Here is an 11851-nt window from a genome sequence, read left to right as displayed (position 1 = left end):
GGGGCTCGGATCATGTGTCCTGCTTGATTGGCAGAAGAGGACAGAAAGGACACGTTATGGATGGGACCTACCACGAGCTGTCGCACTGGACCGGCCATGCCAGCCGTCTGGGGCGTGATCTCAAAAACCGCTTCGGCACGGCGGCCTATGCCGCCGAAGAACTTGTAGCCGAGCTATCGAGCGCCATGCTCGGCGCCGAGCTGGGCCTGCCCGTCACACATCTCGACAGCCACGCGAGCTACATCGAGCATTGGCTCAAGCTTCTGAAGGATGACGATCGCGCCATTCTGACCGCTTCCGCCAAGGCTGAGGAGGCGTCGACCCTGCTGCTGAAGCTTGGCGGAAGGGTCATGCCCGAACAGTTTGACGACGCGTCAGACGACGCTGCGCTTGCGGCCTGAGGGAGCATGCCATGGGCCGATCAGTCAGCTATCCCAGCGGCGCAATCGTCGCCTTCACAGTGCTTGAGGTCGAAGCCGAGGACGACTGGGAATTCGAAAACGATTGGCTGCGCGACGACCTGCGCGAGCGGGCCGGCCGAGCCTTCCCGTCGCTGATCCCGCATGACGGCTGGCGCGGCCGGGAGGACCGGATCCTCATGCGCAATGCCTATGCGGATTTTGGCGTATCGGTCTACGGCGGGCTGGTGGCCGTCTGGATCGTCGAACGCGATGACGGCGCCTATTGGGACGCCGATTGGCGCACGGCCCGCTCACCGCGGGCACAGCGCTGGCTGTCGCAGATCGCATCCCGTTTCGATGCCATGTTCGGCGAATATGACTGTCTCGGGCATATGTCGAACGGCGAGGGGGTTTACACCAAACGCGCAGCTTGAACCCCGCGAGCATTGGACAGGCGTGTAGTCTTGGGTTGCCATTGCTGGCGGAGTTTTGCCGACCGCTCACGGCTTGTCGCCGTGCGAGAGAGGCCTTGGGCCAGCCGCCAGTCTTGCGCAACCCGGCTTGGGCGAGCCCGTGTTGGCCTTCGCCCTGCGGGCTCAAGGCCTGCCCGCGCCAGCCCGCCAAGCCGGGTTTCCCCTGACGGGTGCGCAACCCTGCCTGAATGCTGGCCCTGACGGGCTCTCGCTGGCGCAGCCATGAACGGGTGCGTCGGCCTCACGCCAGTCAGGAGGACACCCCATGCACACGTCATTCGCCGATCAACTCGCCGGGCTCGATCTCGCCGGCTTCTCGATTGGACCCGCTCCCGTATCGACCAGCGATTTCCCGGTCCGGGAGGCTGTTGTCCAAACCCTCGAAGCAGTCTGGTCCGATCTTTTCGCCATGGTGTCCGGGACCGCTCTTGAAGCCGACGCCGAGGATCTTGGCTGGGCCTTCGTCAACATCTTTCACCGCTCGGCGGAACGCAAATCGACGGCCTTTGACCGGGCGACCGACGAGGTCCGCGCGCTGATTGCTACGGCCGATGGATCCGAGGTTCACACCCATGACCTTGAGACCCAGGTCGAGCGGGCGCAGTGCGCCGAAAGTGCGATGCTGGCGCTTGAAGAGATGCGCGAGGTCGCAGCAGCCCTGTACCTCAACGAGTTCGGGTCATCGTGGAAGCCGGTCTCCAGTTCGCGCTTCAATCACAGCGCCATGATGACTTCTGCGCTCGTCGAAGGTCGCGATTTCCTGCGCGCCCGTGCCGAGGCCAAACGCCGTGCAGCCGTGCCCGAAGGAACCCCGGTCGTCTTCGCTGGCGGGCGCACCCGTCATGCGACCGAAGACGATGCACTGACCTTCGGCAACAACGTCTGGGCCACCCTCGACAAGGTCCGCGACCGCGTGCCCGACATAGTGCTCATCCATGGCGGCGACACCAAGGGCGTCGACCGCCTGGCATCGAGCTGGGCTGAACGTCGAGGCATCCCTCAGGTCACGTTCTCGCTCGACATGCGGCTGGGCGCCCGGGCCGGCTTCAAGCGCAACGAGCGGATGCTCTCGCTTGATCCGCGTTACGTCATCGCCTTTCCAGGCAATGGCGTGCTCGAACGTCTGGTCATCGAAGCCAAGGCCCGGCGGATCACCGTGGTCGATCGGCGCGGGCCCCTCGGTACCAATCCGAAGAACTCTTCGGTCAGGACCGACTAAGGCCCTGTCGGTCTTCGCGCCAGCGCCGGATCGGCGCTGGCGTCGTCCTTCAGAGGAAAGGCGCGCGCCTGTCAGTTTGAGCCAGCGGAGTTCGTTGGCTCCTTTCTACAGGAGGCAGTTCATGATCGATATCGAGGCTGTGATGGCCGATTTTGCCGTTCGCCAGGCCGAGCGGCAGACCCAGGTGGTCGAAGAGATTCAGCAGCTCAAGGTCGCCATTCTTCCGCGCTTGCAGGAAGCCGGCATCGCCCGTGTCGAGATCCGCTTTGACGGCTGCGGCGACAGCGGTGTCGTTGAAGAATGTGTATGCCTCGATACAGCCGGCGCGGGGATCCCGTGCCCGGAAGTCTCCCTCATGGAAGGCGAAGCAGACAGCGTTGATCGTACTGGTTCCGCAGAGCCGCAATCACTCGGGCAGGCACTCGAACAGCTGACCTACCTGGCGCTCGAACGTCACCATCCTGGCTGGGAGATCAACGACGGTGCCTGCGGCGAACTGGTGATTGATGTGGCTGAGGCGACGTTCGTGTTGGCTTGCAGTCTGCGCTTCACCGCGACCGATGATCACTCGACCGAGCTCTAGGAGACTAGGCATGGCCCACTGCTTCTACCACGCCCTCTCGTCGGTCCGGAAATGGGGCGGCACGGTCGATGACTATCTCCCGCTACACCAGTGGTTCGACCAGTCCAAGGCAATCCTGGCAGACCCACGACACCGCGCGCTGCGGCACCATGCCGAGGGGATATTCATGCTGGAGGCGATCTTCGGCGAGACCCTCGTCAATGCCGATGGCCGGGTCGTTCCGGTGCGTCTGGTCGGCGAACAGCACGTGCGCGAAGACCTGGGCTCGATCCCCTCCTTTGCCGATTGGGCGCGCTTGATCACGCCGCAGGCCTGGATGCTTCGCGGCAACCCTTTGGACGGCGCTGAAGGGGTGACGATCGATATGCCTGGGCGCGGTGAAGCAGTTGCGCCCAGGAGCGTGCCACCGGGCCATGCGGTCGGTACCGTGATCTAAGAGGGGGTTCTCCGGTGGAGGGGCGGGGTGGATGATCCGGCAAAGACCGGAGGGAAACGGGGCAGGGCAAACCTGTTCAAGGCATCCAGCTCCACCCGGCTTCGATGCAAACCTGTCCCTGAATCACCCCCCGTCGAGACGCGCAACCCGGATCAGGTCCGGCCGAGTTGCCGGGCTGTGCCCGGCTGCCCGCTCCACCCGAACCAGTTCCGGGTTCCCCTTCGGTGCGCTTCGCCATGGGGCGCTTCTGCTCGGGTTTGCAGCCGGGATGGACCCGGATTGCTCGATCAGGAGAAAGCCCATGACCAATCTCGTTATCCTCGTTGGCCGCATCGCTCGCGACCCCGAGACCCGCACCACCCAGGGTGGAACCAGCATCACATCGATCTCGGTCGTGACCGACCGTCCCGCCCGCAAGGATGGCAAGACCTACAAGGACGAAAACGGCTACACCGCCAAGGACAGCGAATTCCACCGGATCACCTGCTTCAACGGCCTGGGTCAGAACGTCGCCAAGTATTGCACCAAGGGTCAACTCGTGACGGTCGAAGGGCGCATCCACTACACCCAGTGGGAAGATCAGAGCGGCACCAAGCGCTACGGCTGCGAGATCATCGCCGACAAGGTCGACTTCCTCACCAAGGGCCGGTCCGGCAGCAACGAAGGTGCTCCCGATATCGACGAGGACTGAATGTCCTTGCCTCACGACAAGGCCCCGGTGGCAGACGCCATCGGGGCCTTTTCATTTGCACGCGTGCGATGCGGCGGCGCGGGGCATCGAACCCCTTGCCGCCGCCGGATGGGTTTTACGCGGGAGCAATCCGCTTCAGCGTCTCCTCGATCCCGAGCGCCATCGATGCGCGAACGATCTGGCGCAACTGCGCCGGATCGATCGTCTCCGCGCCGCACTCGATCAGCAGCTTTCCGAGTTCGGTCGCTGCTTCTTCGCGAAGACGCGCCTCCTCGTTCTCGAGTTGGGCACGCTGTTCACGCAGCTTCTTCAAGGCATCGCGGGCAGTAGGTTTGGACCTGGCCATAGTGCTTCCTTCTTGCTGGCCGTTGGTCCCCTCCGCTGCCGATCTTGGCACTGCGGGCGCATGTAGGAAAATGGTTTGTGGGGCAGGCGTTGGAGAGGTCTCTCTCGCAGAAAGACCAAGTGTGATGCGGGCTTTGGGGCTGCGTCAAGGACGACGGGGCCCCACCATTTTTACCGGCCAAGCCCGGCAAAAATCGTTGCCCCCATCGCCGCTTCGCGGCCGCTATCGCGGTCCCTGACCCAGCCCGTCACCCACATCCTTCGCAGCTCCTGATGCGACGCATCGAACATCAGGAGGAAAGATCATGTACGCTTCACTGAACATTGCCGCTGCTGGTCCCGCCGCCGATCAGGCAGCCTTCGTTGCTGCCCTGGATCAGGCCCATGCCCGGTCCCTTCACAGCTACTTCACACAGTACGTCCTGACCGATGACGAGGCAGGCTATATCGCGGTCGATGAAGGCGACTACGGCGCCTTGCCCAAGGCCATGCTGGACCGTGTCATCGATACTGTGCCGGGCCGTCTCAGCGATGAATTCTGACTCGCCGGTTTGGGAGGAAGTCCGTCAGGGCTTCCTCCTTTCTTTTTGCTCGTAGACCGTTTCGGCATCCCTCGGCCGGTACGGAGAGGCGGGTTACCAGCGTCAGTCGGGGGTATCGGGACGGTCGAGATCGGCGAGCCGTTCCGGCATACCCAGAACCTTCATCGCTGCGGCCTCAATGGCTTCTGCCTGTGTCGGGAAAGCCTCGGAAGAACTGATCGACACCCCGTTCGGGTAAGTGACTGTCGCCTGGAAGCCGTTGCCCTTCGGTGTCGCACTCAATGTGACCTGGCCCATGCGGCGCCTCCCTTCTACCCGGAATATTGGCTGCATCATAGGCGTCGATCCCGTCTGTGCCTATCGCGATCCGCGGATCGGCTACTTGCCGAGGACCCTGGGAATGGGGATCGTAAAACGCATCATCCGTTACAGGATCAATAGCTGGTTCCTGTCCTCGCAATTGGGGACAGTAGGGCACACCCTACGCGACGGGTCGCAGGAAAGGTGGGCAGAAAAAATATGGAATCACAAAGGAATAGAGCGAATTTTGTGAAATGGCAGCTTCTCCTTCAAAATTGACGGGGGCGAGGGGAGTTACGTGGATTTGACCAAGGTCAGGCCGGAAGTGGCGGGATTCCGCAGTCCTCTATGTTCTTGACATGTTCTTGAATCTGACTTAGCTTCGGTCGTGCCTTTCGCAGTGTGAATCGGGCTCCTGACCACAAGGAGTCCGTGGATGACACGGCCAATCTGTCTCCAGGTTTACATCTCCAGCGAGCTCAGCTCTCTGATCCGCAGGGCTGCCAAGGCCAAGGGGATCAGCATGAGCGAGTGGGTTCGCGCCTTGCTCGCCAATGCCTGCACCGAGGACGAGCTTACCTCGCGGCTCGACGCTTCCATTGAGCGCATTTCCCGCCGCTCGGTGTTCCTCATGGTCGGGGTTGATGCGCTGTTGGCAGGCCACCCCGACCACGCGCTGCGCGGTCGGGCTCACCAGGCGTACGTGCGCAAATGCAAGGAACTCGGTCTTTCCACAGCCGCTGGCGAGGGAGGCTCCGATGAAGCGTAATCTCGTCAACTTCACGCGTGGCAGCCAGCTGCTCGGACACTTCAGCTTCATGTTCGCGGCGGGTCTCAAGGGCCCATTGATTGTCGCCGCGCTCGTGATCTCATGGACCTCATGGTGGACCATTTCGGCAGGGCTCACCGATCACGAAGTCTATCTCGTCTGGATGCGGATCTATGCCGCCATCTACGGCTTCATGGAGTTCGATCCCGACAAACGGATCACCCTGGAAACCGCCTTCGGCACGACCATCCAGTTTCCGATTGCCCTGCTCGAGCACTACCCCCCGGTGGTCCATGCGTGGGAGAGGCTGATGGCGCTTCTGACCAGTGCCTTGTGGCGTTCCGGGTTCTTGTTGGTGCCTGCGTTTGCCGTCTTCTACTGGTTCGCCGAGCGGTTCGGTGGCCGCTCCAAAGAACGCAAACATGAGCGCGGCGCGATGCTCGTCACGCTCCCCGAGCTCGTCGATGAATTGACCGCACACAACCGGCGCGAGCGCACCCGTGAGCTTGATACCGCGCTGGGCTGGAAATGGCGCCTCAGTCTGCCGCGAGAGATCGCCCGGGTCTTTCCGTATCGGCCATCGCACATCGCCACGGTCTCCTATCCCTGGCGGCTCGAACAAAGCCATGCGATGCTCATTGGCACCACCGGTATGGGCAAGACCGTGGCGATCTCCGACATGATCGCGGAAGCAAGAGCCAAGGGTCAGCGCTGCGTGGTCTTCGATCTGACCGGGGCCTTTATCGAGCACTTCCATGCTGCCCATTGCGACATCATTCTGAACCCGCTCGATGCGCGCTGCCCCCAGTGGAGCCTGTTTGACGAATGCCGCTCCGAAGGTGAGTTCTGGGCCGCCGCGGACGCCCTCGTCCCCCATGACGGGGGCGGAGAAGCCCAGTTCTGGGTGATCGCTGCCCGCGCACTGTTCGTCGAATTCTGCCTCAAACTTGTGGCCGAAGGCAGAGCGACCAACGACGCCCTGGCGCGGGAGCTGATGACCGCGGACCTCTCGCGCGTTCATGCCATGATGCGCGGAACGATCGCCGATCCGCTGACCGCGCCGGAAGCCGCCCGCATGGCAGAATCGATCCGCGCCGTTTTCAACGTGAACGCCAAGGCGCTCAAGCTGCTGCCGACTGCCGGACCTCGTTTCTCGGTCCGCCAGTGGATCGAGGATGGGGCCGATAGCGCCCGAAGCGAAGGCTCGATCCTGTTCATTTCGGCTCGCTATGTCGACATGAGCGTCTGCGCGCAGCTGCTCACGCTCTGGCTCGATACCGCCATGAACACGCTGATGACGATGCCCCGCACCCGCGATCTCAAGTGCTGGTTCTTCGTCGATGAGCTGGGTGCATTGCACCGCCTGCCGGCGCTCGAGAAAGGCTTGCAGACGGCGCGCAATTTCGGCGGCGCGATTGTCCTTGGCCTTCACGCCTATGCCAAGCTCAAGGAGGTCTACGGCGAGAACATGGCGATGACGCTGGCATCGCTCGCCCGGACCAAACTGATCCTTGGAACCGCCGACCGCGAGACCGCCACCTGGTGCTCCGACTTCATCGGCCATCGCCAGGTCAGGGACATGGAAGAGGGCTACACCTATGGCTACAACAATGCCCGCGATGCGGTCAGCCTCACCCCGCGCAAGCACATCGAGCCGCTCTTGCTGCCCGACCAGCTGATGAACCTTCCGCGCCTGTCGGGGTACATCAAGTTCCCCGACGGCTTTCCCGCCGCACCGGTCAAGCTGAAGCCCGTCGACCGACCCAAGCGGGCGGAAACCTTCATCGCCAGGGTCAAGGACAGCCCGAAGGCAAGGGTCACGGAGATCCATCCGGCGGCGGAGCAGGCAGAGCAGAAGGCAGCGCCAACTGGCAGCGAGCATCCCTCGTCCAACGATGACGGCGCCGGCAAGCCGGTCGTCCCGAAGCAGGGCGAGCTCGCCTTCGACCAGGGTGCGCGAGCTGCCTCGAAAAAGGAGCCTGTAGCGCCTGCCAAGGATCTTGGGCGAGCAGTGGAACGCACACCCGGCAAGACGTCGAAGGAGCGAGAACCGGCAACTCGTTCCGGGCAAGACAAGGCGGGCAAGGCCAAGACGGACCGGTCGAATACCAGAACCGATGCGCGTGCGCGAAAGGCTAGACCATCCGCCCGCCCAGTTCTCCCGACAGGCGAAGCCGCAGCGGCGCGGGATCAGTCGGCTTCGCCTAAGGGCACGCCTCAGGCCTGCATGCCCGGAACGGAAGGGCTGCAACAGGGCAAGCCGGATAACCCGAAGAGCCAAAGCTCGAGTGATGCCGCCGCGCGCAAGCTGATGATCGAGGATGGTTTGCGGGAGCACGAGCCTCCGCCGATCACTGGTCCGGATCTTGGCGACATGGAGATGTGAGCATGTCGCCAACTGCCTTGGCGTTGGGGACCGATCGATGCTGTCGGTAGCCAACGTCCGCACCGCCGGCGGCGCGGCCAACTACTTCGCTGCCGACAATTACTACACGCGGGCGGATGCCGATCGCTCGGGTGAATGGCTGGGGAAGGGCGCTGCCGCGCTCGGGCTTATTGGTTCCGTAGACGCACGGCAATTCGAGGCGGTCCTTAAGGGACTGCTGCCCGATGGTAGCCGCGTGGGCAGTGACAACCGGGCGCACCGGGCGGGGACCGACCTCACCTTTTCGATGCCGAAAAGCTGGTCGGTCCTTGCTCTGGTCGGCGGCGACAAACGGATCCTCGATGCCTATGCGTCGGCCGTCCGGGAAACCCTGCGCTGGGCCGAAAAGAACCTTGCCGAGACCCGGATGGAGGTTCGGGGAAAGGAGCGTACCGTCCAGACCGGCAACCTTGCGATCGCGCTGTTCCAGCACGATACCAATCGCAACCAGGAGCCCAACGCCCACTTCCATGCCGTCATTGCCAATGTGACGAAAGGGGCCGATGGGAAATGGCGGGCGCTGCGCAACGACAAGCTCTGGCAGCACAATACCTTGCTCAATGCCATGACGATGGCGCGGTTTCGTCTGAGCGTCGAGAAGCTGGGCTACGAGGTCGGGGAGTTCGGCATGCATGGCAATTTCGAGGCCGTAGGTGTGCCCAAGGCGGTCCGCGATGCCTTCAGTTCTCGGCGAGCGGAAATCCTGGAAGCGGCCGCCCAGATGAACTTCTCAGGGCCAGGCGTGCTCGATGCTGCAAACTTGATGACCCGGGCCAACAAGGGCCGGATCGAAGATCGCGATGCGCTGACGCAGCAGTGGCAGGAAGCGTCCGCGAGGCTGGGCTTTGATCCCGCCACGGTGATTGCCAGAGCCAATGCTCGCAGTGCCCAGGATCTTGGCAATGTGACCGGCTTGAGGCCAACCATGCGCGCGCTCGTCCGAAATGCTCAGGCCCTTGCAACCTCCTTTGCTCAGCGCCTCGGCCTGCGGGAAGGTGACCCGCTGACACCCGCCCGGCTGAACAATCGGAGCGTCGAGCAGGTCGCCGCAATTCATGCAGTCGCTTCGGCTGTCCGGCATCTGGGCGAGCGGGAGGCGGCTTTTACAAGGGCCGAGGTCTACCGCGCAGCGCTTGGCTTTTCGCTGCCGACCTCGCTTGCAGACATTGAGCACCGCGTCGACCAGCTGCTCCGCCAGGGACATCTGGAAAAGGGCAGGGGCGCCGACCGGGAACTGCTGACGACACGCGACGCCATAAGCCTCGAGCAGCGCATTATTGCCGGGGTCGAAAACGGGCGCGGGGCCGCGCCGGCGATTGTTTCTCCCGACCTTGCCGGGTCGCGTCTGCAGTCCCTGTCCCAGATCAAATATGGCCTGACCTTGAACGCGGGACAGGAAGGGGCAGGGCGTTTGCTGCTTGGCTCGAACAACCGCATCGTCGCGATCCAGGGCGTCGCCGGGGCAGGCAAGAGCACGGTCCTCAAACCAGTTGCCGATATCCTGCGCGAAGAGGGAAGGGGCGTGCTCGGGCTCGCGGTGCAGAACACGCTGGTTCAGATGCTCGAGCGCGATACGGGTATTCCCTCGATGACGGTGTCGCGGTTCCTCGCCCGACACCGCGATCTCCTTGAAGGGACCGATGCGGACCGTCTCGCCGAGGCGCGGGCCGACATGCGCGGCACCGTCGTGCTGCTCGACGAGGCATCGATGGTCGGCAATGCGGACAAGGAAAAGCTGGTGCGGCTGGCAAACCTTCTCGAACTCGGCCGCTTTGCGAGCATTGGCGACCGCAAGCAGTTGGGCGCCGTCGATGCCGGTAAGCCATTCGATATGATGCAGCAGGCCGGGATCGAGACTGCGGTGATGAGCACCAATCTCCGGGCACGGACAGAGGGCCTTCGAGCTGCACAACAGGCAGCGCAAGAAGGTCGGATCCAGGACGCCATGCGCCATCTCGCACCCCAGGTGATCGAGGCGGGGAATGATGCTGCTGTCGAAGCTGCCGCGGCCTGGCTGTCGCTTTCCGCCACCGATCGCGAGGCAACCGCAATCTATGCCTCAGGCCGAAACCTGCGCACCGCCGTGAACGATGCGGTGCAGGCCGGCCTAAAGGCCAGCGGCGAGCTCGGTCCTGAAACCATGCGGCTCCAGACCCTTTCGGGCGTCAATGTGACCCGCGAGGAGCTGCGCTATGCGAGCACCTACGCCCCCGGCATGGTGGTCGAGGTCGCGCGGCGTCAGCGCAGCCAAGGCCTTTCAGCAGGCGAATACCGGGTGGTCGGAACCGATGTGGTTCGGGAGCGGGTCACGCTGGAGAACGCGCGTGGCCGCCAGCTCGAGTTTCGTCCTGGTCAGATCCGGCCGCAAGGTGAACAGGATCCGCTACGCCTTTTCGAAGTTCGCGCCCTCGACATTTACACCGGTGACAAGATCCGGTGGACCGAGACCGATCACCAGCGGGGCCTGCTCAATGCCGACCAGGCCCGGATTGTCGCAGTCGACAAAGAGGCTGTCGTGGTGAAGACATCCTTGGGCGCAGAGCACAGACTCCAACGCGACGATCCAATGCTGCGACGTCTCGATCTCGCCTATGCGCTCAATGCCCATATGGCGCAGGGGCTTACCTCTGATCGCGGCATTGCGGTGATGGACAGCCGCGAGCGCAATCTGGCCAACCAGCAGACATTCCTAGTGACAGTCACGCGGCTGCGCGATGGCCTCACGCTCTATGTCGATAATGCTGGCAAGCTCGAGGCGGCGGTCGAGCGCAATGCCGGCATGAAGCGCTCGGCGCTTGAAACGGTCGATCTCCTCCGCGATGCGGCAGCCAAAGGGCAGGCCAAAGATCGTGTGGATCTTGCACCGGAGCGCAAGCCGCCAGAGCTTGACCGGTCGATCACCAAGCCATTCGAGATAGGTATCTAGCGTCCCGCTGTCCCCATACGTCCGCACATTGCTGGTTGACGTGAAGTTCTTTATTTGTTCTCATTGACCCATGCCCCGAATCTCCGACGATATCCTCCTGACCCATCTCGAAGTCGCGCTGGCCGTTGCGCCGGAGCGCACGCTCGTCCGGCTCAATGCCGATGACCCACGCGCCCAGCGCAGCGCCAGGGTCGATCTCGCTCGTCATCTGGTCGAACGCATGCGCGGTTTCACCATCGAAGGCGACAGCCAGGGCGGCCAGGTCGTGCAATCATGTCTCTTTCCGGGCGATCTCTCGCCGATCGGATGAACTGTTAGCCTTGTCGATGAGGTTTACTGGAGTGGTCGGTCTTGGGCGTTGGAGCTCAGTTGGACAAACGGCTCGGCGATAGCCTGCCATGTCCGAATGCCAGCCTCATCGCCAATAAGTGCGAGAGCCCCAATCTGTTCGGTGACGTGCAAGGGTGCCTTGTCCCCTGACTGCTTGACTGACCCCCCACTGAGAATTGCAGACTGTCCATGGGGCGGGGAGGGTTGAGCTGCACCATTCCGTTTTCGGGCCGACAGGATCGGTCGTTGGCGAGCGCTGTGGCGAAGTCGGGCGCTGAGCAGCACTGTTCATCGGCAAGTCGGCCCTTTCCAGTAGCGCTTCCAGCGCAGGACCGTGCCGGGTGAGAGCATGGCCCAGGAAAGAACTTCACCTGATGACTGACGGCATCAGGCGGCCTTAGTAGCGCCGGC

13 protein-coding genes and 1 pseudogene are annotated in these 11851 nt (G+C 63.0%); 11 read left to right on the top strand and 3 right to left on the bottom strand.

The window, feature by feature from the left end; translation table 11 throughout:
• Nucleotides 1-71 precede the first annotated feature (71 nt).
• The 6 genes and pseudogenes from NJ75_RS24090 to NJ75_RS22375 all read left to right on the top strand — a co-directional run.
• Nucleotides 72-401 (top strand): annotated as a pseudogene (locus tag NJ75_RS24090) (zincin-like metallopeptidase domain-containing protein); the annotation flags it as partial.
• Between the two features lie 11 nt (nucleotides 402-412).
• Nucleotides 413-835 carry a hypothetical protein gene (locus tag NJ75_RS22395; RefSeq protein ID WP_039338506.1) on the top strand — a complete coding sequence of 141 codons (423 nt, stop codon included), beginning with the start codon at nucleotides 413-415 and terminating at the stop codon, nucleotides 833-835.
• A 304-nt stretch (nucleotides 836-1139) separates the two neighbouring features.
• A complete protein-coding gene (locus NJ75_RS22390; protein ID WP_039338505.1) occupies nucleotides 1140-2093 on the top strand; it encodes a DUF2493 domain-containing protein in 954 nt (317 codons plus the stop codon).
• 121 nt (nucleotides 2094-2214) lie between these two features.
• Nucleotides 2215-2676 (top strand): DUF6878 family protein, encoded by a 462-nt coding sequence (locus NJ75_RS22385; RefSeq protein ID WP_039338504.1) that lies wholly within the window; start codon nucleotides 2215-2217, stop codon nucleotides 2674-2676.
• Nucleotides 2677-2686: 10 nt separating this feature from the next.
• Nucleotides 2687-3112, top strand: coding sequence for a DUF6915 family protein (locus NJ75_RS22380; protein ID WP_039338503.1), 426 nt, complete (start codon nucleotides 2687-2689; stop codon nucleotides 3110-3112).
• Nucleotides 3113-3413: 301 nt separating this feature from the next.
• A complete protein-coding gene (locus tag NJ75_RS22375; RefSeq protein WP_007688363.1) occupies nucleotides 3414-3803 on the top strand; it encodes a single-stranded DNA-binding protein in 390 nt (129 codons plus the stop codon).
• Nucleotides 3804-3918: 115 nt separating this feature from the next.
• On the opposite strand, the gene NJ75_RS22370 is transcribed toward NJ75_RS22375, so the two are convergent.
• Nucleotides 3919-4149: a DUF6437 family protein gene (locus NJ75_RS22370; RefSeq protein WP_039338502.1), complete on the bottom strand. Its 231-nt coding sequence runs from the start codon at nucleotides 4147-4149 to the stop codon at nucleotides 3919-3921.
• A 304-nt stretch (nucleotides 4150-4453) separates the two neighbouring features.
• Here NJ75_RS22370 and NJ75_RS22365 point away from each other — a divergent pair, with 304 nt between their 5' ends.
• On the top strand, nucleotides 4454-4690 hold the full coding sequence (locus NJ75_RS22365; RefSeq protein WP_030092316.1) for a hypothetical protein: 237 nt from the start codon (nucleotides 4454-4456) through the stop codon (nucleotides 4688-4690).
• A 102-nt stretch (nucleotides 4691-4792) separates the two neighbouring features.
• On the opposite strand, the gene NJ75_RS22360 is transcribed toward NJ75_RS22365, so the two are convergent.
• Complete coding sequence (locus tag NJ75_RS22360; RefSeq protein ID WP_039338501.1) at nucleotides 4793-4987, bottom strand: hypothetical protein; 195 nt, start codon at nucleotides 4985-4987, stop codon at nucleotides 4793-4795.
• 439 nt (nucleotides 4988-5426) lie between these two features.
• On the opposite strand from NJ75_RS22360, the gene NJ75_RS22355 reads away from it, so the two are divergent.
• The 4 genes from NJ75_RS22355 (at nucleotide 5427) to NJ75_RS22340 (ending at nucleotide 11420) form a co-directional block, all read left to right on the top strand.
• Nucleotides 5427-5759, top strand: a complete 333-nt coding sequence (locus tag NJ75_RS22355; RefSeq protein WP_039338500.1) for a hypothetical protein — start codon at nucleotides 5427-5429, stop codon at nucleotides 5757-5759.
• Entirely contained in the window at nucleotides 5749-8145 is a 2397-nt protein-coding gene (locus NJ75_RS22350; protein WP_039338499.1) for a type IV secretion system DNA-binding domain-containing protein, read from the top strand. Before NJ75_RS22355 ends, NJ75_RS22350 begins: the two co-directional genes overlap by 11 nt.
• A 37-nt stretch (nucleotides 8146-8182) precedes the next feature.
• The gene (mobF, locus tag NJ75_RS22345) at nucleotides 8183-11110 is read left to right on the top strand and encodes a MobF family relaxase (RefSeq protein ID WP_039338498.1); all 2928 of its coding nucleotides are present in this window, start codon (nucleotides 8183-8185) and stop codon (nucleotides 11108-11110) included.
• 70 nt (nucleotides 11111-11180) lie between these two features.
• Entirely contained in the window at nucleotides 11181-11420 is a 240-nt protein-coding gene (locus NJ75_RS22340) for a hypothetical protein (RefSeq protein WP_039338497.1), read from the top strand.
• A 23-nt stretch (nucleotides 11421-11443) separates the two neighbouring features.
• Here the strand turns inward: NJ75_RS22340 and NJ75_RS25485 are convergent, their stop codons facing one another.
• Nucleotides 11444-11725 (bottom strand): DUF6961 family protein, encoded by a 282-nt coding sequence (locus NJ75_RS25485; protein WP_082013547.1) that lies wholly within the window; start codon nucleotides 11723-11725, stop codon nucleotides 11444-11446.
• Nucleotides 11726-11851 lie beyond the last annotated feature (126 nt).

Origin of the sequence: Novosphingobium subterraneum (assembly GCF_000807925.1) — a bacterium.
GTDB classification, from domain to species: Bacteria; Pseudomonadota; Alphaproteobacteria; order Sphingomonadales; family Sphingomonadaceae; genus Novosphingobium; species Novosphingobium subterraneum.
The sequence above is the reverse complement of the archived record's forward strand: the minus strand, read 5'-3'. Positions and strand labels throughout refer to the sequence as shown.

Excerpts from the sequence above, each read along its gene's own strand:
- NJ75_RS22395 (WP_039338506.1), top strand. The coding sequence starts at position 413 with ATGGGCCGATCAGTCAGCTATCCCAGCGGCGCAATCGTCGCCTTCACA.
- NJ75_RS22390 (WP_039338505.1), top strand. The coding sequence starts at position 1,140 with ATGCACACGTCATTCGCCGATCAACTCGCCGGGCTCGATCTCGCCGGC.
- NJ75_RS22385 (WP_039338504.1), top strand. The coding sequence starts at position 2,215 with ATGATCGATATCGAGGCTGTGATGGCCGATTTTGCCGTTCGCCAGGCC.
- NJ75_RS22380 (WP_039338503.1), top strand. The coding sequence starts at position 2,687 with ATGGCCCACTGCTTCTACCACGCCCTCTCGTCGGTCCGGAAATGGGGC.
- NJ75_RS22375 (WP_007688363.1), top strand. The coding sequence starts at position 3,414 with ATGACCAATCTCGTTATCCTCGTTGGCCGCATCGCTCGCGACCCCGAG.
- NJ75_RS22370 (WP_039338502.1), bottom strand. The coding sequence starts at position 4,149 with ATGGCCAGGTCCAAACCTACTGCCCGCGATGCCTTGAAGAAGCTGCGT.
- NJ75_RS22365 (WP_030092316.1), top strand. The coding sequence starts at position 4,454 with ATGTACGCTTCACTGAACATTGCCGCTGCTGGTCCCGCCGCCGATCAG.
- NJ75_RS22360 (WP_039338501.1), bottom strand. The coding sequence starts at position 4,987 with ATGGGCCAGGTCACATTGAGTGCGACACCGAAGGGCAACGGCTTCCAG.
- NJ75_RS22355 (WP_039338500.1), top strand. The coding sequence starts at position 5,427 with ATGACACGGCCAATCTGTCTCCAGGTTTACATCTCCAGCGAGCTCAGC.
- NJ75_RS22350 (WP_039338499.1), top strand. The coding sequence starts at position 5,749 with ATGAAGCGTAATCTCGTCAACTTCACGCGTGGCAGCCAGCTGCTCGGA.
- mobF (WP_039338498.1), top strand. The coding sequence starts at position 8,183 with ATGCTGTCGGTAGCCAACGTCCGCACCGCCGGCGGCGCGGCCAACTAC.
- NJ75_RS22340 (WP_039338497.1), top strand. The coding sequence starts at position 11,181 with ATGCCCCGAATCTCCGACGATATCCTCCTGACCCATCTCGAAGTCGCG.